This window comes from Bradyrhizobium sp. SPXBL-02 (assembly GCF_051853065.1).
In the GTDB taxonomy this organism is placed as follows: Bacteria; Pseudomonadota; Alphaproteobacteria; order Rhizobiales; family Xanthobacteraceae; genus Bradyrhizobium.
Window position 1 is genome coordinate 4,696,475 of the sequence record NZ_CP182474.1, and the last position, 19,316, is coordinate 4,715,790.

23 protein-coding genes are annotated in these 19,316 nt (G+C 65.5%); 9 read left to right on the top strand and 14 right to left on the bottom strand.

Annotation, left to right across the window (positions count from 1 at the left end):
• The first annotated feature begins 12 nt into the window (after window positions 1-12).
• Window positions 13-2,238 carry a DUF5682 family protein gene (locus ACNJYD_RS22110; RefSeq protein ID WP_439363290.1) on the top strand — a complete coding sequence of 742 codons (2,226 nt, stop codon included), beginning with the start codon at window positions 13-15 and terminating at the stop codon, window positions 2,236-2,238.
• Complete coding sequence (locus tag ACNJYD_RS22115) at window positions 2,235-3,416, top strand: VWA domain-containing protein (protein ID WP_439363291.1); 1,182 nt, start codon at window positions 2,235-2,237, stop codon at window positions 3,414-3,416. The genes ACNJYD_RS22110 and ACNJYD_RS22115 overlap by 4 nt, the downstream gene beginning before the upstream one ends.
• A 53-nt stretch (window positions 3,417-3,469) precedes the next feature.
• On the opposite strand, the gene ACNJYD_RS22120 is transcribed toward ACNJYD_RS22115, so the two are convergent.
• Entirely contained in the window at window positions 3,470-4,213 is a 744-nt protein-coding gene (locus ACNJYD_RS22120) for a 2-keto-4-pentenoate hydratase (RefSeq protein WP_439363292.1), read from the bottom strand.
• A gap of 80 nt (window positions 4,214-4,293) precedes the next feature.
• The gene (locus tag ACNJYD_RS22125) at window positions 4,294-4,752 is read right to left on the bottom strand and encodes a MarR family winged helix-turn-helix transcriptional regulator (protein WP_212257500.1); all 459 of its coding nucleotides are present in this window, start codon (window positions 4,750-4,752) and stop codon (window positions 4,294-4,296) included.
• A 148-nt stretch (window positions 4,753-4,900) separates the two neighbouring features.
• Between ACNJYD_RS22125 and ACNJYD_RS22130 the strand changes: the two genes are divergently transcribed.
• The 4 genes from ACNJYD_RS22130 (at window position 4,901) to ACNJYD_RS22145 (ending at window position 7,160) form a co-directional block, all read left to right on the top strand.
• Window positions 4,901-5,302, top strand: a complete 402-nt coding sequence (locus tag ACNJYD_RS22130) for an Ohr family peroxiredoxin (protein ID WP_439363293.1) — start codon at window positions 4,901-4,903, stop codon at window positions 5,300-5,302.
• A 77-nt stretch (window positions 5,303-5,379) separates the two neighbouring features.
• Window positions 5,380-5,793 carry a cupin domain-containing protein gene (locus ACNJYD_RS22135; protein WP_439363294.1) on the top strand — a complete coding sequence of 138 codons (414 nt, stop codon included), beginning with the start codon at window positions 5,380-5,382 and terminating at the stop codon, window positions 5,791-5,793.
• Window positions 5,794-5,847: 54 nt separating this feature from the next.
• Window positions 5,848-6,720 (top strand): bifunctional helix-turn-helix transcriptional regulator/GNAT family N-acetyltransferase, encoded by an 873-nt coding sequence (locus ACNJYD_RS22140; protein ID WP_439363295.1) that lies wholly within the window; start codon window positions 5,848-5,850, stop codon window positions 6,718-6,720.
• A gap of 53 nt (window positions 6,721-6,773) precedes the next feature.
• Entirely contained in the window at window positions 6,774-7,160 is a 387-nt protein-coding gene (locus ACNJYD_RS22145; RefSeq protein ID WP_439363296.1) for an ester cyclase, read from the top strand.
• 21 nt (window positions 7,161-7,181) lie between these two features.
• Here ACNJYD_RS22145 and ACNJYD_RS22150 read toward each other — a convergent pair whose 3' ends face one another.
• The 3 genes from ACNJYD_RS22150 to ACNJYD_RS22160 form a co-directional block, all read right to left on the bottom strand.
• A complete protein-coding gene (locus tag ACNJYD_RS22150) occupies window positions 7,182-8,405 on the bottom strand; it encodes an MFS transporter (RefSeq protein WP_439363297.1) in 1,224 nt (407 codons plus the stop codon).
• Between the two features lie 279 nt (window positions 8,406-8,684).
• The gene (locus tag ACNJYD_RS22155) at window positions 8,685-9,116 is read right to left on the bottom strand and encodes a PIN domain-containing protein (RefSeq protein ID WP_439367502.1); all 432 of its coding nucleotides are present in this window, start codon (window positions 9,114-9,116) and stop codon (window positions 8,685-8,687) included.
• Window positions 9,113-9,400 (bottom strand): hypothetical protein, encoded by a 288-nt coding sequence (locus tag ACNJYD_RS22160; RefSeq protein WP_172786391.1) that lies wholly within the window; start codon window positions 9,398-9,400, stop codon window positions 9,113-9,115. The genes ACNJYD_RS22155 and ACNJYD_RS22160 overlap by 4 nt, the downstream gene beginning before the upstream one ends.
• Before the next feature lie 89 nt (window positions 9,401-9,489).
• Here ACNJYD_RS22160 and ACNJYD_RS22165 point away from each other — a divergent pair, with 89 nt between their 5' ends.
• A complete protein-coding gene (locus tag ACNJYD_RS22165; protein WP_439363298.1) occupies window positions 9,490-9,945 on the top strand; it encodes a cupin domain-containing protein in 456 nt (151 codons plus the stop codon).
• 13 nt (window positions 9,946-9,958) lie between these two features.
• Here the strand turns inward: ACNJYD_RS22165 and ACNJYD_RS22170 are convergent, their stop codons facing one another.
• Window positions 9,959-10,534, bottom strand: a complete 576-nt coding sequence (locus ACNJYD_RS22170) for a DUF308 domain-containing protein (RefSeq protein WP_439363299.1) — start codon at window positions 10,532-10,534, stop codon at window positions 9,959-9,961.
• A gap of 80 nt (window positions 10,535-10,614) precedes the next feature.
• A complete protein-coding gene (locus ACNJYD_RS22175; RefSeq protein ID WP_439363300.1) occupies window positions 10,615-11,199 on the bottom strand; it encodes a TetR/AcrR family transcriptional regulator in 585 nt (194 codons plus the stop codon).
• A 79-nt stretch (window positions 11,200-11,278) separates the two neighbouring features.
• On the opposite strand from ACNJYD_RS22175, the gene ACNJYD_RS22180 reads away from it, so the two are divergent.
• Window positions 11,279-11,779, top strand: a complete 501-nt coding sequence (locus tag ACNJYD_RS22180; protein ID WP_439363301.1) for a peptide deformylase — start codon at window positions 11,279-11,281, stop codon at window positions 11,777-11,779.
• A 193-nt stretch (window positions 11,780-11,972) separates the two neighbouring features.
• On the opposite strand, the gene ACNJYD_RS22185 is transcribed toward ACNJYD_RS22180, so the two are convergent.
• The 3 genes from ACNJYD_RS22185 to ACNJYD_RS22195 all read right to left on the bottom strand — a co-directional run bounded on the left by ACNJYD_RS22185 (window position 11,973) and on the right by ACNJYD_RS22195 (window position 14,596).
• The gene (locus ACNJYD_RS22185; protein WP_172789764.1) at window positions 11,973-13,226 is read right to left on the bottom strand and encodes an IS110 family transposase; all 1,254 of its coding nucleotides are present in this window, start codon (window positions 13,224-13,226) and stop codon (window positions 11,973-11,975) included.
• Window positions 13,227-13,571: 345 nt separating this feature from the next.
• On the bottom strand, window positions 13,572-13,934 hold the full coding sequence (locus ACNJYD_RS22190; RefSeq protein ID WP_439363302.1) for an ArsR/SmtB family transcription factor: 363 nt from the start codon (window positions 13,932-13,934) through the stop codon (window positions 13,572-13,574).
• A complete protein-coding gene (locus ACNJYD_RS22195) occupies window positions 13,934-14,596 on the bottom strand; it encodes an SRPBCC family protein (RefSeq protein ID WP_260383363.1) in 663 nt (220 codons plus the stop codon). The genes ACNJYD_RS22190 and ACNJYD_RS22195 overlap by 1 nt, the downstream gene beginning before the upstream one ends.
• A 189-nt stretch (window positions 14,597-14,785) precedes the next feature.
• On the opposite strand from ACNJYD_RS22195, the gene ACNJYD_RS22200 reads away from it, so the two are divergent.
• A complete protein-coding gene (locus ACNJYD_RS22200) occupies window positions 14,786-15,136 on the top strand; it encodes a cupin domain-containing protein (protein WP_439363303.1) in 351 nt (116 codons plus the stop codon).
• Window positions 15,137-15,299: 163 nt separating this feature from the next.
• Here the strand turns inward: ACNJYD_RS22200 and ACNJYD_RS22205 are convergent, their stop codons facing one another.
• The 4 genes from ACNJYD_RS22205 to guaA form a co-directional block, all read right to left on the bottom strand.
• Window positions 15,300-16,550: a serine hydrolase domain-containing protein gene (locus ACNJYD_RS22205; RefSeq protein ID WP_439363304.1), complete on the bottom strand. Its 1,251-nt coding sequence runs from the start codon at window positions 16,548-16,550 to the stop codon at window positions 15,300-15,302.
• Between the two features lie 89 nt (window positions 16,551-16,639).
• Window positions 16,640-17,077, bottom strand: a complete 438-nt coding sequence (locus ACNJYD_RS22210; protein ID WP_439363305.1) for a type II toxin-antitoxin system VapC family toxin — start codon at window positions 17,075-17,077, stop codon at window positions 16,640-16,642.
• Between the two features lie 3 nt (window positions 17,078-17,080).
• Entirely contained in the window at window positions 17,081-17,323 is a 243-nt protein-coding gene (locus ACNJYD_RS22215; RefSeq protein ID WP_172786382.1) for a type II toxin-antitoxin system Phd/YefM family antitoxin, read from the bottom strand.
• A 304-nt stretch (window positions 17,324-17,627) separates the two neighbouring features.
• Window positions 17,628-19,226, bottom strand: a complete 1,599-nt coding sequence (gene guaA, locus ACNJYD_RS22220) for a glutamine-hydrolyzing GMP synthase (RefSeq protein WP_439363306.1) — start codon at window positions 19,224-19,226, stop codon at window positions 17,628-17,630.
• Window positions 19,227-19,316 lie beyond the last annotated feature (90 nt).

The window sequence follows — 19,316 nt, forward strand, 5'->3', positions numbered from 1 at the left end:
GCGGCGCGAGCGATGGCGGGCCAGGTCTCTCTCTTCGGCATCCGGCATCACGGCCCCGGCTCTGCGCGGCGGCTGGTGGAAGCGCTCGACGCGCTGAAACCGGTGGCGGTGCTGATCGAAGGCCCGGCGGATGCATCCGAGCTGCTGCCGATGCTCGCCGATCCCGACATGGTAACGCCGGTGGCCCTCCTCACCTATGCCGAGGACAATCCGGCGAATGCCAGCTTCTTTCCCTTTGCCGATTATTCGCCGGAATACCAGGCCGCACGCTGGGCGGTGCGTCACGGCGCGACCCTGCGCTTCATCGACCTGCCGGCATCGGACCGGCTGGGTGCCAGCGATGGCGATATCGCGGAGGAGATCGCAGCAAGGGCCGAGGCCGACCCGGTCAGCCACGATCCGATCGGCGCGCTCGCAACTGCCGCAGGCTATGACGATGGCGAATCCTGGTGGTCCGACGTCATCGAGGAGAATCCCGCAACGGGCCCGATCTTCACGGCCGTTGCCGATGCGATGACCGCGCTGCGTGCGGACGAAAAATCACTGTCGGCGCGCGAGGCCGCGCGCGAAGCCCATATGCGGATCGAGATCGCGAAGGCGGCCAAAGAATGCGACGGCGCCGTTGCGGTCGTCTGCGGCGCCTGGCACGTGCCGGCGCTCGCCGAGCGCCGCAGCCTTGCTGCGGATCGCGAATTGCTCAAGGGCCGGCCCAGGACCAAGATCAAGGCGACCTGGGCGCCATGGACCGCGCCGCGGCTGGCGCGCGCCAGCGGCTATGGCGCGGGCGTCGTGGCGCCGGGATGGTGCGCACATGTCTGGGACACGCGCGACCGCGATCGCGCTGCCGAGTGGCTTGCCAAGGTGACGCGCGCGCTGCGCGATCGCGGCCATTTCGTATCCACCGCCTCGGTGATCGAGGCGCAGCGGCTGGGGACGGCACTCGCGGCGCTGCGCGACCGGCCCGCGCCGGGCTTTGCAGAGCTGCGCGAGGCGGCGATCGCCTGCCTCTGCAACGGCGAGCGCGCCATGTGGGACGACATTTCGGCCGAACTCCTGATCGGCGCGGGCGTCGGTGCAATCCCAGCATCGACACCGCTCGCGCCGCTGCTCGAAGATCTCCAGCGTCAGCAGAAAGCGACGCGCCTCAAGCCGGAGGCGCTGGAGCGGGCGCTCACAATCGATCTGCGCAGCGAAAGCGGCTTGATGCGTTCCACGCTACTGCACCGGCTGAACGCGCTCGACGTGCCCTGGGGACGGTTGACGGATGCGGGGCGCAGCCGCGGGACGTTCCGCGAGAACTGGCAATTGCGCTGGGAGCCAGAATTCGCGGTCAGGCTGGTGGAAAATCTGCTCTACGGTTCGACCATCGCGGAAGCCGCGGGCGGGCGCCTGATGGAAGCGATGGGCAAGGAAGCCGAGCTTGGCCCGCTGGCGAGCCTGGTGCGCAATGCCATGATCGCCGACCTGGCGCGCGCCACCGAGTTCGGCATCGCCGCGCTGGAGACGAAGGCGGCACTGACGAGCGACGGCCCGTCGCTCCTTGCCGCACTGCCGCCGATGGCCGATATCCTGCGCTATGGCGAGGCGCGCACCGGCACGGTCGAGCATCTGACGGCGCTGATGCCGCGTATCGTGGTGCAGGCGGCACTTGCCTTGCCCTATGCTGCGCGCAATCTCGATGCGCCGGCGGCAGCCAAGCTGCGCGGTGCGCTCCTTGCGGCCGACGCCGCGATCCAGCTCGCCCAGATCGAGGCCGACATCGTGGCCGGCTGGCGCGATGCGCTGCGGGCACTGATGAATGACGATCACGCGACCCGCCTGATCGCCGGCACCGCCGCGCGGCTGCTCTACGAGGCCGAGCTGCTGACAGCCGATCATGCCGCGGACCTGCTGACCCGAATGCTCTCGCCCGGAACGCCGGTCGCGGAAGCGGCGGGATTCTTCGAAGGCTTCTTCGAGGGCGCCGGCCAACGGCTGATCCACGATGCGGCGCTACGGGGCGCGGTCGATGCCTGGTTGATGACGCTGGACGAGGAGGCCTTCACCGCCAGCCTGCCCTTGTTCCGCCGCGTCTTCTCGGCCCTGGACCGAACCGAGCGCCGGCGGCTGATGGATGCGCTCTTCGCGCGAAGCACCGCTGCCGCCAAAGGCTATCGGCTGATCGCCGGCGCAAACGAGATCTGGCCGGCGCATCAGGTCCGCGTACTCGAACTTGTCAAGGCGGGAGCGGCGCGATGAGCGAGGCCGATGAACGCAGCCGCCGCTGGACGCTCGCCCTCGGCGTCGACCCCGAAGGCGCCGAGAACGGCCCTGCTCTGTCCGCCAGCGATCGCCGCATGTCCGAGGCGTTGACGGCGCTCTACGGCGACGGCGACGGAGCCCCGAAGAAAGGCCGCGGCGGGCTCGGCGGCTCGGCACCGCGCGTCGCCAAATGGCTCGGGGACATCAGGGAGTTCTTCCCCGCGCCGGTGGTCCAGGTGATCCAGAAGGATGCCTTCGAGCGCAAGGGCCTGCGCCAGATGCTGGTTGAGCCCGAATTCCTCGCGACCGTCGAGGCCGATGTCAGCCTCATCGCCGATCTGATCGCGCTGCGCGGCGTGATGCCTGAGAAGACCAAGGACACCGCCCGCACTGTGATCGCCAAGGTGGTGGCCGAGCTGATGGAGCGGCTGGAGCGGCGTACGGCTGATGCGGTCCGCGGCGCCCTCAACCGCTCGCTACGCACCAGTCGCCCGCGCTTTGCCGACATCGACTGGCCGCGCACCATCAAGGCCAATCTGCGCCACTATCAGGCGGAGCATCGCACGATCGTGCCCGAACGGCTGATCGGTTTCCTGCGCCAGCAGCGCCGCATCGTCGATCTCGAAGAGGTCATCCTGTGCGTCGACCAATCGGGGTCGATGGCAACCTCCGTCGTCTATGCCTCGATCTTCGCGGCGGTGATGGCTTCGCTTCCGGTGGTCGCAACCAAGCTCGTCTGTTTCGACACGGCGATCGTCGACCTGACGGAGGAGCTCGCCGATCCCGTCGAGGTGCTGTTCGGCGTCCAGCTAGGCGGTGGCACCGACATCAACCGCGCCGTCGCCTATTGCGAGGAGCGCATCGAACGGCCGTCGAAAGCGCATCTGGTCCTGATCACCGACCTCTATGAGGGCGGCAATGCAAATGAGCTGGTCGACCGGCTGGCGCGGCTCGCAACGCGCGGAGTCAATGTGATCGTGCTGCTGGCACTGACCGACACAGGGCATCCCTCCTATGATCCTGCGTTGTCGGCAAAGGTCGCAAGTCTCGGCATCCCCGTCTTCGCCTGCACGCCGGATCAGTTTCCGGATCTGATGGCGACCGCGCTGAAGCGCGAGGATGTCGCCGCGTGGGCAGCCGATCAGGACATCAAGTTGATCCGCCCCCAAAGCTGAGCGTGATGCGGAAAGCGCGTCGCGGCTCGCCGAAGCGAAGCAAGCCTCGTTGCTCAGAAATCGACAGTAACTTCGCCGAAACCCGCAAGGCGTGCACGGGCTCTGGTCCCCGCTTCTGCGAAGACCATGCCGATGCACGAACCGGTCGTGACGATCTGGCCCGGCAAGAGAGGCAGACCCCGGTCCGCACAATGACGGACGAGCCAGCGCAGCAGACGCCAGACGTCTCCTGCCGGATTGCCGCCAGTGGTTCGAGGGCTGATGTCTTCACCGATCGAGAGATCCGCCTCGACGGCCCTCAGATCGATGGCAGCAGGGCTGACTGTCGAGGCTGCTCCGATCAGCAACGCGCCGTGGCTCTGCAAATCCGCGAGCTGGGCCAGGGCCACGCTGTTCGTCCAATCCTCGAGGCGCGTCTCGACCACCTCGATGGCGGGATAGACGGCGTCGAACGCGCGTGCCAGCTCGCGATCGGGCAATGCGGCGTCTTCAGCGGTGAGCGCGCGCCCGACCCGGAGCGCAACCTCCACTTCGACACCCCGCAGGCGGAATTCAGGACCGAGCCGCGCGCCGGAGGCAAGCAGGCCGGATGCCGGCAGCGGCGCGCAGACGGGCTCGGCATCCGGGCCCGACGCCCCGACCTTCCAGCCGCCGAGCGGACCGAGCCGGGCAAGCGTGGCATCCTGGATGGCGTAGGCGCCGGGGCGATCCGAAGGGAGAATGGCGCGCCAGGCGACCGATCCGCCTTTGCTTCGGGCTGCGATCAACCGGTCCGCCGCTTCACTCGCGTTGCTCACGATGTCCTCCCGTAATGGGGCCCGGCCTCGGCGACGGGCGTGCCGCGGCGGGGACTCCCGATCTGTCCTGTCTCGATGTGCTAGTCATCGGCCTTGGTCGCACGCAGCAGATTGTCGCGCAATCTGCTCACCGTCTTCTGCACCACCGGAAAATCGTCGCCAAGACCTGTCGCCTCAATCAGCGCCCCGCCGAGATCCTGCTCGATCAGCTTGCGCCCCGCGGGCGTCAGGCTCAGGCGCACCTGCCGCTCGTCGGCAGGATCGCGGTGGCGCTTGATCAGCCCCATCTGCTCGAGCTTCTTCAGGATCGGAGTCAGTGTGTTGGATTCCAGGAACAGCTTCTCGCCCAGTGTGCTGACGGTCTGCTCATCCTCGTCCGACAGCGCCACCAGGGCGATGTACTGGGTATAGGTCAAGCCGACCTTGTCCAGCAGGGGCTTATAGGCCCGGCCGAAAGCGAGATTGGCCGAATAGATCGCAAAACAGAGGAAATTCGACAATTTCCGGTCTTTGCCGGCTGATTTGGGGGAACGGGCCACGGGAACCTCCGCAATTCGTGATCTGCCGACCAATATAAATCGTATCCGATTAAATCGGAAGAGCTTGACCGGTGGGTGCGGCGAGTATATTTCCATGCGCATCCGATTAGATCGGATACGATCAATAATTCAACCGAAGGATACGACCATGACCTCCGCTGCAAAGGTTCTCTTCACCGGCAAGACCCACGTCACCTCGGGCGCCGACGGCACCGCGCACTCCAGTGACGGATTCCTGAACGTCAAGCTGGCCCAGCCGCACCCGGCGGCCGAAAACCTGTTCGCCGCCGCCTGGTCGGCCTGCTATCTCGGCGCGCTCGGGCTCGCCGCTGCCCAGCGCAAGGTCAAGCTGCCGAGCGAGCCGTCGGTCGACACCGCGATCGACCTGAACAACGCCGGCGGCGCCTTCTTCCTGCGTGCCCGTCTCGACGTCAGCGTTCCCGGCGTCGATCGCGCGGTGGCGCAGGAACTGATCGAGGCCGCACACGGCATCTGCCCCTACTCCAAGGCGGTGCACGGCAATATCGAGGTGACCACCACCCTCGTCTGAATCGCCACGCCGCGGACCGGTCGGCATCGGCCGGGCCCGCGCGGCGCGGACAATCTCGTGACCACAAGGATCCGACCATGAGCCATCGTCATCTGCGAACCCTCCGCGTGCTGTCGAGCGCGGTCCTGCTCGCGGCAAATCTGTTCACACTGCCGGCCGCGGCGGCGCAGGCCGGCGTCACGCGCACCGACCTCCAGCGCCACGATCTCAGCTCGCCCGGGCGCGAGGCGGTGCAGGTACGCGTCGACCTTGCCCCGGGCGTGGCGTTCGGCCGGCACACCCATCCGGGCGAAGAGATCATCTACGTGCTGGCGGGCGCGATCGAATACGACGTCGAGGGCAAGCCGCCGGTCACGCTGAGAGCCGGCGACGTGCTGTTCATCCCTGCCGGTACGGTGCATGCGGCGAAGAACGTAGGCGGTGAGACCGCCAGCGAACTTGCCACCTATATCGTCGCCAAGGACAGGCCGCTGCTGACGCCGGCGAAGTGACGCCGGCGCTCCCTCGATTGACCTACGCATGATATCTGACTAAAGTCAGACATCATGCTCGACCCCGTCTCCCGCGTTCGCCGCTTCAACCGCGCCGTCACCTCGGCCGTCGGAGCACTCGATACGTCGTTTCTCGGGCGCGGTCGGCCGCTCGGCGCGGCGCGGGTGCTCAATGCGATCGGGCACGGGCGTTCGGACGTCGCCGAGATCCGCGACTATCTCGGGCTCGATTCCGGGCTGATGAGCCGGCTGCTCCGCAGCCTCGAGGACGAAGGATTGGTCGAGACCACCGCGCATGCGGACGACGCCCGCCGCCGCGTGGCGCGGCTGACGCGCACGGGCCGGCGCGAGTTCGCAGCCTACGAAGCGCTCTCGAACGCGCAGGCCGAAGGCTTCCTCGCTCAGAATTCGCAAGCCGAGGCCTTGCTCGCGGCGATGGACCTGATCGCATCCGCATTGACGCGAGAGCGCGTTTCGCTGGATGAGATCGACCCTCAGTCCGAACCGGCACGCTATTGCCTCGGCGAGTACTATGCCGAGCTCGGCCGCCGCTTCAAACAAGGCTTTGACGTCTCGCTGTCGCGCGATCCCGACGCCAAGGACATGCGCCGACCGCGCGGCACCTTCATCGTCGCGATGTCGGACACGCTGCCGATCGGCTGCGTGGGCTTGAAGGGAACCGATCACGGCTACGCCGAGATCAAGCGGCTCTGGGTCGCCCCGGCCGCGCGCGGGCTGCGGCTCGGCCGGCGCCTGATGGACGCGACCGAGGCCGCAGCACGCGAACTCGGCATCACGCTGCTGCGGCTCGACACCAACAGCGCGCTGCCCGAGGCCGCCCAGCTCTACCGCACCAGCGGCTGGCGCGAGATTCCCCGCTTCAATGACGATCCTTACCCGGACCTGTTCTTCGAGAAACGGCTCTGATGCCGGGACCGGTTCGCGATCCTCGCGCGTTAGGTCGAAGTGGGAGCTTCGATATGACGAGAGACGACCTCGCCGACATCTACCGCGCCTACATCACCTGCCTCAATCGGCGGGATTGGCCGGCACTCGGACAATTCGTGCATGATGAGGTCGCTCACAACGCGCGGCCGCTTGGGCTTGAGGGCTATCGCGCGATGCTGGAACGGGATGTTCGGCAGATACCCGACCTGCAGTTCCACATCGAGATGCTGATCTCCGATCCTCCCCGCATCGCCGCCCGATTGAAGTTTGACTGCACGCCGGCTGGACCGTTCCTTGGTCTTGCCGTCAACGGGCGGCGCGTGTCCTTCTGCGAGAACGTGTTCTACGAATTTCGAGACGGAAAGATCCGGCAGGTCTGGTCGGTCATCGACAAGGCCGCGATCGAGGCGCAGCTCTGACGCCGCGCCTCGATCGCGAATTCATGCCGCCGCCGGCGCCACCTCGCCTTGCGGCTTTGCGAACGGGCGGAACGTCATCGCCATCAGGAAGGCCCCTAGGCCCATCGCCCAGGAGGCGATGTAGAGCCAGGCATAGCTGGAGAAGGCATCGTAGATCAGGCCGCCGGCAAGCGGGCCGGTCGCCATGCCGAGGCTGCCAGCCATCGCCGTGCCGCCGATCACCGTGCCCATCATCTTGAGCGGGAAGTTCTCGCGGATGAGCACGGCATAGAGCGGCATGGTGCCGGCATAGATGAAGCCGAAGACCGCGCCGACCGCATAGAACGTCGTGAGCTGTTGCGCGAAGACATAGGCGAGCGCACCGAAGGCCTGCAGCAGCAAGCCCGAGACCAGCACGCGCTTGGCGCCAAAGCGATCGCCCATCAGGCCGAAGGCGATGCGCCCGCCGAGGCCGGCAAACCCCTCGATGCTGTAGATCGTCACCGCCGCGACCAGCGGGATGCCGCAGCTCACGGCATAGCTGACGGTGTGGATGATCGGGCCGGAATGCGTCGCGCAGCAGAAGAAGTTGGTGGCGAGCAGGATCAGGAATTGCGGCGAACGCAGCGCCTCACCCATCGACATCTCGTTTTGTCCGGCGGCGGCTTCGCCCACGGGCGCGGCCGGGCCTTGCGCGAGCGCCGGCGGACGGCGCACCAGGAACGAGACCGGGATCATGATGGCGCCGACCACGAGCGCAATGATCTGCATCGAGGTGCGCCAGTCGTGGCCGGAGACGAGCCAGGCCGCCAGCGGCGACATCGTCATCGGCGCCATGCCCATGCCGGCCGAGACCAGCGACACCGCGAGGCCGCGATTGGTATCGAACCAGCCGGTGACGGTCGCCATCATCGGCGCGAAGATCGCCGCGCAGGCGGCGCCGACCAACAGGCCGAACACGATCTGGAACACGATCAGCGAGGTGGCGAGGCTCGCCGCGAACAGGCTGAGCGCCAGCACGGTCGATCCGGTCAGCACCACCGGCAGGGGCCCGAACCGGTCCGTCAGCGTGCCCCAGGCCATGCTGGTGAAGGCCATCGCCAGAAAGCCGATCGTCATCGCGCTGGAGATGCCGGTCACCGACCAGCCGGTGTCCTTGGTGATCGGCTGCAGGAACACCGGCAGCGAAAACATGCCGCCGATCGCGACGCAGCCAAGCACGCCGCCGGCGGCGACGATCACCCAGCGATAGTTGGAAGAAGTCATTTCAGTCTCCCGTCAGGTCTGTCTCGCGTGGAAGACGAATGGGAACTGCGCCGGCCGACAGGCCGACGTCGCATTTGCCGCACGCTTTCGTGACCTGCCAACAAAACTCGAAAAACAACCCCATGCACAGTAGCCGGCGCCAGCGGGATCAATGACTTACGAGGACGGCCATTTGCAAGATCGAGGCGCGGGTTGACCCGTCGGGCAAAACACCGGCAAAATGGCATCATTCCCCATTCGAGAGCATCGCTGGGCCACGCATGCTGTGCGGTTCGATGCTCAGATCTCGCCGAGACCACGCACGAGATTGGGCGTCGACCACGTTGCCACGCCGGTTCCTGCGAAGTCGCGATCGGTGGTCCAAACATCGCCATCGACGCTCCACGCGAGCGCGAGCACGTGGGCATCGCGCACCGATCCATTGCGGCTCGGCACGGCATCGCGAAGGGTCTCCTCGCACCGGGCCATGACCGGCTCCAGCGACGCAACGGGAACGATCGTCAACAGCTCGGCGAGCTCGTCGAGCACATCGAGCAGTTCGGGGCGCTGCATGCCGAGCGCGATGCGCCGGCGTGCCTCCTGGACGACACGGTCCGTTGTCACGAAGACCACCTTCTCCGCGGCGGCCAAAAGCGCCCCGGAACTTCGACCGCGAACAGCGGCGACCAGAATGGCCGGATCGATGACGATTGTTGCCGACGGTGGTCTCACGTCTTCCGCTTGCGCGTCAGGGCTTTCACCGCAGCAATCGACCAATCGACCGGATCGACCTCGCCGAATTCAGCCAGCGCGGCATCGTCCGCGGCCGCGTCGCGTCCCTTGGCCAGCCGCTCCGCGCGCGCCAGCACGGCAGCCAAGCGCTCCGGATCGGTCGCCTTGAGCGGGATGAGCAGCCCGACCGTTCGCTCACCCGATTTCACCGCCGTCGGGCCGGGCAAAGCACCAATGGCTTCACCGGAAATCTTCTGTAGATCGCGGATGCTGATATGGGCCATGATGCTGACTTACATACGCCCTTATGTAACACACCGCAAGATGTTCGCGAATGCGCCGACCTCGGTAACCGACGATTGGAGTCCCCCTCATGCCAAAGATCGACGTCGCCAAAGTGCCGGCCCGCAAGGGCTCCGGCTATCCGGCGTCCTTCAGCGCGCCTTGCGCCGAGCGCATTCGCAAACGGCTCGGCGATGCCGGCGGCCTGTCGGATTTCGGCGTCAATCTGATGCGCCTGCCACCGGGCGGCTGGTCGAGCCAGCGGCATTGGCATTCGCACGAGGACGAGTTCGTCTACATTCTCGAAGGCGAAGTGACGCTGATCGAGGATGGCGGCGAAACCGTGCTGCGCGCCGGCGATTGCGCCGCCTTCCCCAAGGCCAGCGGCAACGGCCATCACATGATCAACCGCTCGGACGCCACCGCGGTCTACCTCGAGATCGGCTCGCGCTCGCCAGCCGACCTCATCACCTGCTCCGACATCGACATGATGAGCCCGGCATCCGACGGCCGCTTTCTGCACAAGGACGGCACGCCTTATCCGTAAGTGACATCGCGGCTCACAGGGCCGCGCTGCGGCGCCAGCTGCCGACGGTGAGCCAGACCGCCGAGACCAGGAAGTAGATCGCGCCGACCGCGGCATAGCCTGCGACATTCGCAATCGACGGCACCGCCGGCATTGTGGCCTGGAAGATGAAGAAACCGCCCGCCAGGGCCGACTGGCCGCCGCTGAGCACCATGGCCCATTGCGCGCCGAAGCGCTTCCAGCGGCGCACGGCCGTGCCGAGCTGGAGCAATCCGGACAGGATCGCCCAGGCCCCGAAGATTCCGAGCACCCAGTTCATGCTGACCTGCAAGGCCAGGATGACCGCAATGGTGGTCGCGAGGCTGACCAGCACGTTGAGGCCTTGCGTGCGGTTGTGGTTCAGCCCGCCACTGTTTAGGGCGTCGAGATAATTGGCCGCGGCGTCCCACGCGGGATAAGCGACGAGCAACGCCGCCGAGATCGCCGCCGACGAGGGCGCGAGCGCGAAGGCCGCAACAACCCAGGCGGCCGAGAACGCGGCACGCATGAAGTAGTACTGCTTCAGCCATTGCGCCTGATCGGCGCCCAAAGCCATCTCGCTGTTTCTCATAGCTGCTGCTCCTTACCTACTAGTTGGTAGTTTAAGTGGATGCGGAAAGGTTCGAACCGCCCTGCCCTATGCCGATCACGTCAGTGCCTGGTGGAAAGCCGCTCCAGCAGCGGCCGGGTGATGGTCGCGAAGATTTTTGGATCGCCATAAGCGCGCGCCGACAGCATCGCGCCGTGGACGGTTGCCATGAATCCCTCCGCCTCGGCCCGCGCCGTGCCGGTGAGATGGAGCCGGCCTTGCCGCTTGCCGCGCTCCATCACCGCAGCCAGCCAGGACGACAACGAGCGGAAGTGCGCGCGGACTTCGAGCGCGACTTCCTCGGGCAGGATCGGAAGCTCGCTGGCAAGGAGCGCGCAAACGCAGAACGGAGCCGTCGCGTCCTTGATGCACGCCTCCCAATAGGCGACGTAGCTTTTGAGCTGCTCGGCGGGGTCGGCGACATTGCGTTCGAGCGCCGACAGTCCCGCCTGGGCCTCCTCGCGATAGCGCGCCACGAGGGTGCGGACCAGGTCGACCTTGCTGGCGAAATGGTGGTGGATGCTCGGCTTGCGGATGCCGACGACATCGGCGATGTCGGCGTAACTGAAGCCGTTGTAGCCGCCGGCGATGATCAGCGTGCGGGCGCAGGCAAGAATGTCGTCGGCAGTCGAGGAAACGGTGCTCATGGCGCTTAGCTACCTTCCAGTAGGTAGACAGTCAAGCAGACATGCTTCAATGATCCGTGAGCGAGTGGTAGGAGCCTGCATGACCATTCGCCCGATCGTGCGCTATCCCGACCGCCGGCTTGCGCTGCCGGCCCGCCCCGTCACTGTGTTCGACGATGCCTTGCGCGAGCTCGCGCAGGATCTGCTCGACACGATGCGCGCCGCGCCCGGCATCGGCATCACTGCGCCGCATATCGGCGTGCCCCTGCGCGTCGTGGTGCTGGAGCTCGACGCGAAGGACGGCCCGCAGACCTACGTCAATCCGGAGATCACATGGGCCTCGCCGGAGATGATCATGCATCGCGAAGGCAGCGTCTCGATGCCCGGGGTCAACGACGAGGTGCAGCGCCATGCGCGGGTGCGGATCGGCTATTCTGATCTCGACGGCAACATGCGCACCGAGGAATCGGATGGTTTGCGCGCGGTGTGCCATCAGCACGAGATCGACCAGCTCGACGGCCTATTCTGGATCCAGCGGCTGTCGCGGCTGAAGCGGGAGCGGCTGGTGAAAAAGTACGAGAAGATGGCTCGGAATTCGTAGGACCTCCTACCCTTGGTCAAGGGGAACGTCCTTATAGGGCAATATGGTAGCGCCGTGCTCGATGCAGTCCAGGACGCTGCGCGCCGGCTTTGCCGGTGCCTTCGGCATCCTGGACAGCATCTGCGGGCGGCGCTCTGGCGCTCGGCAGGTCGGGACGAAGGAATGGTCGCCCGGCCGAACAAAGGAATGGGGCTCACCCGTTCGCGGAGTTCTTTGTGCCGTTATGGTCCGCATCGTATGGGGTCTGTCGCTTGAGCGTCGTGCACAGGGCAAAAAGCAAGCGATCTCCCACGCTGCGCAGAGCCCGCGCGTGACCGTGTCCTTTTCTGCGCAAGGCATCATACCGTCGCCTGCTGGCAGCGTCGTGTTGGATGGCGACACGCGACCAGTGATGGACGGCGCTCTGTAGCCGCCTGTTGCAGGCGAGGCGGCGGATCACGAAGCGTTGTTTGCCGCTTTGCCGCGTCACCGGCGCAGCCCCTGCCAAGGCGCGCAGAGCATGGTAATCTCGTCTGCGCAGGGGCTCTGCGGCCTCGGCGAGCAGTGTGGCGAGATTGATCCTGCCGATTCCTGGCCAGGAGCGTAGGATCGTCACGTCGCACTGCTCCGAGCTCTGCCCCGACGGCTTCTCCTCTCCTTCGAACTCGGCACATAGCCGGTCCAGGTTCTGATGAGCCTCTTTGATCTGCCGATTGACCAGGTGCAGACGTGCCGCCAGGCTGCGGATGTGAGCGCAGGCTGCCTCCGTCGTGCCGGGGGCTACGAACAGCGGTGCCTCGCGCAAAGTCCCGAGCACCGTCGCCGCATTGAGACGGCGGATACGATAGTCCCTGAGAACACCTGCGATGGCCTTCTCGCTGGCCTTGACCGCACTGGCGGGGGTCGGCACCTTCTGCCAAAGCGCCAGGAACCATTCGTCGGCGACATCGTCGGTCAACTTGGTGGCCTGGGGATAATATCGCCACAACTGCTGACGCAAGCGGTTGGCAAGCCGCGTGCGTTCCTGCTGCAGTTCGTCCGCCAGGCGCGACCACTCCCGTAGCTCAATCATCGCCGCATCGTCTGCCACAAGCCGACGGAAAGCAGCACGGTCAGTGCGCAGCGAGGCGCCGAGCACATGAGCATCGCGGCGGTCGTCCTTGGCACCGGCCACCGTGAAGCGATCGCGGAAGCGATCCAGTTGCTTGGGATTGATGGCAAACACCGCAAACCCGTGCTCGAGCAGCATCTCCACCACCGGGCCGTGCGGCATCTCGATCGCCACGGCGATCTGTCCCGGTGCGGCCTTGGTCTTCTCCAGCAGCCAGTCACGCAACTCCGTCAGCCCGGCGCCGCCATGGTCGAACTCGTGCTGCGCAACCTGTCTTCCCGCGGCATCCAGCAGGCAAACGCTATGGCTCCGCGTTGCCCAGTCGATCCCGACGAACCAGCGTACATCTTCGATCATTGTTGAGACCTCCTTGCTCGCAAGGCGGGCCACCACGATCCTGATCAGTCCCTGTACCGGCGCTCTTGGCGCGACCTCCTACCGGATCTCGATCGCGGTCGCTCCGCCGGGGCGCGGTTCCTACGTCGGTGCTCGAGGCACAGGTGGACAAGGCTGCTCCCGGCGGATCGGCCCGGACGGCCAGTCTACATCCGAAGGCCGCCACGAACCCCACAAGGGTACAGGGTGGATTAGCGAAGCGTAATCCACCAATCTGAACATGACGAAACGAGGGAGATGGTGGATTACGCCGCCCGCCGCGCTCTGCGCAGCGGTCTGCTAATCCACCCTACGCGTTCTCTCTCCTCACGCCCGCTTCCCGCTCCGCTTGGTGATCGGCGCGTTGCGACGTTCGCGTTTGCCGCGCGCGATCTCGGTGGCGAGCGCGTCCAGCTTCGGCTCCCAGAAATTCCTGAACTGGCCGACCCATGCGTCGACCGCTTGCAGCCCGGCCGCGTCGACCGAATAGAGACGCCGTTGCGCCTCGGCGCGGACGCTTGCAAAGCCGCTCTCGCGCAGCACCTTGAGGTGCTGCGAGACCGCCGCCTGGGTGATGCCGAACTCGGCACCGATGATTTCGACGACCTCGCCGGATGCCAACTCACCGGGCGCCAGTAGCTCGAGGATGCGGCGGCGCACGGGATCGGCGAGGACTTCGAAGGCGTGCATCAGCTTCCGGTGCCGGGATGAACGATGTCGGGCGGCATCTCGCCGCGGTAGAACGCGATGGTGCGGTCCGAGCGCTCTTTTGCCGTGGCAGGATCGACCCCGCTTGCGACATGCGCCGCACGCCAATGCTCGCCGCTCGTCGTCATGAAGTCCTTGCCCTCGGGCGAGACCATCCAGGCCTCCGCCGTTTCATGATCGACCGATGCCCCGGTCGCAAGATAACGCTCCAGTCCCGCAAGCGCGAGGTCCCAACCGATACCGACCGCCCCCGGACCGAACTGATTCCAATGATCCTCGATGATCGCTGTGTGCTCAAGCGTCAAGCGCGCCTGGCTTCGCTCGGCTGTCAGGCTGACGTCGATCCAGCTCGTCGAGCCGCCGAATTCCCACGTCGCGGCGAAATGGGTCGGCGGCGTACAGGCCGTGATGGTGCCGCCCGCATTGCCTTTGACCTGATAGCGTCCGCCGAGCCGGAGGTCGCCCTCGACCGGCGCAAACCAGCGCGGGATCCGCTCCCTGCTGGTCACGGCGTCCCAGAGATCGTCGACGCCGGTGTCGTAGAGCCGCGTGAGGGTCACGACGCTCGCCGGTTTCCCATCCTTGGCGAAATTCCTCACCGAACGTGTGACGAGCCCGAGGACCCTGGCGACGTCGAATTCCATTGGCGCTTCTCCCTGTCGCTTTCGTGTGAGGTCATGAATATCGACCACCACTAATATAAGTCAATCCTTATATTCAGTGACGCTACTGCGTCAAACCGCCTCGCACGCCGACGCGAACCAAACACCTGTCCAGGCGTCTATCGGTGCCCTGTTCCCACCACCAAGCCCCGCCTAGAACGGAAGGAACTCATGAAAGTTCGCAAATTCGCCATCGCCGATGCTTCGCTCGAACGCTCGCCGGGACAGGACGGCGATATCTTCGCCGGCAATGTGATCGACCAGCGTCACGGCGGACCGATCACCATCGGCTTCGGCCGCTACGCGCCGAACCAGAGCCTGAACGAGACGCTTGCAGTCGACGACGTCATGCTCGTCCTGGAAGGAAAGCTCTCGGTCACCAGCGACAGCAGCACCGTCACCGCCGGTCCCGGCGAGATCGTCTACATGCCGAAGGGCGAGACGGTCACGATCCGCTCGCACGAGCAAGGCGCCCTCACCGCCTATGTCACCTATCCGCATTGGCAGGAGGCGCGCGAGTGAGGCGCGAGCCTCGCGATGCACTACCCGCCCGCCATCAGCGCCTTCGCCAGCTCGTAGGGCGAATTAGCCGAAGGCGTAATTCGCCATCTGGCAACACGGCGCGGCGAGAGATGGTGGATTACGCCGGCGGACTGCGCTTCGCGCAGCCGCAGGCTAATCCACCCTACCCGCCCGCCATCAACGCCTTCGCCAGCGCCCTGTAGGCCGGCAGCGTCACGGGGTCGTTGGCGGCGTTGCCCGCCATCGGATGCGAGGCGTAGCGCGCGATCACCATCTCGGCCTTGGGATCGATGTAGATGCCCTGGCCGTGGACGCCGCGCGCCATGTAGGCGCCATGTTCGTTGTGCGTGACCCACCATTGATTGCGGTAGGACGCGCCCGGCAGCGTGGTGTAGCCGGCCGGCTTGAACTTTTCGGGATCGCCGCCGCGCGCGATGTCCTCGACCACCTGTGACGGCACGATCAGGCGGCCGTTGAAGCGGCCGTGATTGCGCATGGTCTCGCCGAAGCGGGCGAGATCGCGCAACGTCGTGGAGAGACCGCCGCCGCCGCTCTCGGTGCCGATGCGGTCGACGTGATAATACGCGTCCTCCTCCGCACCCATCGGCTGCCAGATCCGCTCGGACAAGAGATCGGACAGCGTCATGCCGCTGGCGCGCCTGATGATCCACGCCAGCACGTCGGTGTTGACGGTCTTGTAGGCAAAGGCCTTGCCGTGCTCGCCCTGCTTCTTCTGCGCGATGAGGAAATCGAAGATGGTGGTCGGGCCGTCATAACCCTGAGGGATCGGCGCCATGCCGTTGGCGCGCCGCAGGCCCCACACGTCCGAATTCTTGTCGGTATAGACCTCGGTGTAGAGCAGCCCCGTGGTCATATCCATGACCTCGCGCACGCGCGCATCGCCGAACGCGCTTGGCTTCAGCTCCGGCACATAGTCCGTCACCGGCGCCTGCGGATCGATCCTGCCCTCGGCGGCCAGAATCCCTGCGAGCACGCCGGTGAACGACTTCGTCACTGACATCGCGATATGCGGCTTGTGCGGCTTCAACGCGCCGAAATAGCGCTCATAGATCAGCCTGCCCCGATGCAGCACCGCGATGCCGTCGGTGTAGGTCTCCTCCAGCATCTTGTCGAACGTCATGGGCCGCCCGTCCATCGTGGTCGAGGCGACCGCGCCGATGTCGTGGTCCGCGCGCGGCAGAGGCGACGCAGGTCCAGCTCCGCGCCAGACATTCACGGTGGGAACGAGCTGACGGATGTTGCTCCAGGCCCAGCGCAGCTCGGGGAAGCTGCGGAACGAGCCGTCATGGAAGGCGATGGTGCGGTCGGGCGACGGCGGGAAGCCACGCATCCAGCCGAGGGGCTCGAGGTCGGTGGTGGTGGCAGGCTGAGTGGCGGCGGGCGCAATCGACACAAGCTTGGCTCCGGAAAGGTGATGCAGACGTCGTATCATGGACCACCACAGCGCACACCCGACGCAAGCGCGCATCACCTGCGCAACAATCAGGAGAGCGGCAATTTAGTGAAGGGGTCGAGTACGGGCACGCCGAGTGGCTCGAAATGCCTGACGTTGCGGGACAGGATCATCAGCGCGTGCTGGCGCGCCGTCGCAGCAATGATGATGTCGGCAAATCCAGGCGCATGCCCCAGCCCGCGAGCCCGATCCGACAGCTGCCCCGCGAGCCGCGCGGTCGGCATGTCGAACGGCAGGATACGATCGCCGTAGAGGTGCAGCACGGCGTCAAGCCATTGCGCCAAGTCCTTACTCTTGCGTGTAGCCTTTTCGCGCCGCAGCTTTGCTATTCCATCCTCGACTTCTGCAATCGTCACGACCGACAAATAGAGGATGCCGGATTGCGCATCCATCCATTCGACCAGCGCCGCAGGTACTGTCCGGTTCGGCGACACCGCAGATATAATGTTTGTGTCAACGAGGTACACGTCTCAAAAATCGGTCTTGCGCAGCTTAGATCGATTCCGGGCCGGCAAATCGCCGGCACTCGTGGGGGCCGCCATCAGGAGCCGCCCGAAGCTTGGGACCTTCGACAGCCGTTGCCACTCCTCGTAGCCCAAGACCACTGCCTGCTTCTTGCCGTGACGCGTGATCACCGCAGGCTTGCCGTCGACCGCCTCATCGACGACTGCGGACAGGTTGGCCTTCGCATCACGAAGCTGAATTTCGCGCATGGGACACCTATATGACTACAGTAGTCATATAGGTAAACTGCCCGATTTTCAAGACGGCTTGGCCGTACCCGCCTCAGAGTGCTTTCCAGCCCGGCGCCCGCTTCGTTGCCTCAGTGAACGATCCCTGACGAAGCGAAGATATTAAACAAGTAGATCGTAGGAGGGGTGGAGCGAAGCGATACCCATCAAGTTCGTTTTGCAAACGCGATGGGTTTCGCTGCGCTCTACCCATCCTACCAACTGCGCTTTAATAGAAGTCGCCCTCGACGCGCAAGGCTAGTCAATGTCTCAGATAAGCGACACCCTACTCCCACTCAATCGTCCCAGGCGGCTTGCTCGTCACGTCATACACCACCCGGTTCACGCCCTTCACCTCGTTGATGATGCGCGTGGCGGTCTCGCCCAAGAACTTCATGTCGAATTGGTAGAAGTCCGCGGTCATGCCGTCGGTGGAGGTGACGGCGCGCAGGCCAACCACATAGTCATACGTGCGGCCGTCGCCCATGACGCCGACGGTCTTCACCGGGAGCAGCACGGCGAAAGCCTGCCAGATATCGTCGTAGAGGCCGTGCTTCCTGATCTGGTCGATGTAGACGGCATCCGCCTTGCGCAGGATGTCGAGCTTGTCGCGGGTGATCTCGCCGGGGCAGCGGATGGCGAGACCCGGGCCCGGGAACGGGTGGCGGCCGACGAAGATTTCGGGCAGGCCGAGCTCACGGCCGAGCTTGCGCACCTCGTCCTTGAACAGCTCGCGCAAGGGCTCGACGAGCTTCATGTTCATGCGCTCGGGCAGGCCGCCGACATTGTGGTGCGACTTGATCGTCACCGAGGGGCCGCCGGTGAAGGAGACGCTCTCGATCACGTCAGGATAGAGCGTGCCCTGCGCGAGGAAGTCGGCGCCGCCGATCTTCTTGGCTTCAGCTTCAAACACCTCGATGAAGAGGCGGCCGATGGTCTTGCGCTTGGTTTCGGGGTCGGTGACGCCTTTGAGCTCGCCGAGGAATTGCTTGGAGGCATCCACGTGCACGAGCGGGATGTTGTAGTGGTGGCGGAACAGGTCGACGACCTGCTCGGCCTCGTTGAGGCGCATCAATCCGTGATCGACGAAGACGCAGGTGAGCTGGTCGCCGATGGCTTCGTGGATCAGCACGGCCGCCACGGCCGAATCGACGCCGCCGGAGAGGCCGCAGATCACCCTGCCCTTGCCGACCTGCGCGCGGATTTTTGCGATCTCCTCCTCGCGGAAGGCGCGCATGGTCCAGTCCCCGGTGAGGCCGGCGATCTTGCGCACGAAGTTGCGGATGAGCTTTGCGCCGTCGGGCGTGTGCACCACTTCTGGGTGGAACATCAGGCCGTAATATTTGCGTTTCTCGTCCTGGATGATCGCGAACGGCGCGTTCGGCGAGGTGCCGGCGACGGAGAAGCCCGGCGGCATCTTGGTGATGCGGTCGCCATGGCTCATCCACACCTGGTTCTTGCTGCCTGACGACCAGACGTCCGCGAACAGCTGGCTGTCGGCCTTGACCTCGACATCGGCGCGGCCGAACTCGCGGTGATGGCCGCCCTCGACCTCACCGCCGAGCTGGGCCGCCATGGTCATCTGGCCGTAGCAGATGCCCATCACCGGCACGCCGGAGGCGAAGATCAGCTGCGGGGCGCGGGGCGAGCCGGCTTCATGCACCGATTCGGGGCCGCCGGAGAGGATCACCGCTTTCGGCTTCATCTCCTCGAACGCCGCTTCGGCCTTGTTGAACGGGACGATCTCGCAATAGACGCCGTCCTCGCGCACGCGACGCGCGATCAGCTGCGTCACCTGGCTGCCGAAGTCGACGATGAGAATCTTGTCGTGCGCCGAGGCCACCGAGGGCGTCGACGCGGAGCGGTCGTTCTGTGCTGCTGTCATGGCCAGCCAATACGCTGGCGGCGCGCGGGCCGCAACCGCGCTGGCCGCGCGCCCACATTCTTCTTTGGGCATGGACAAATTGATATAGGT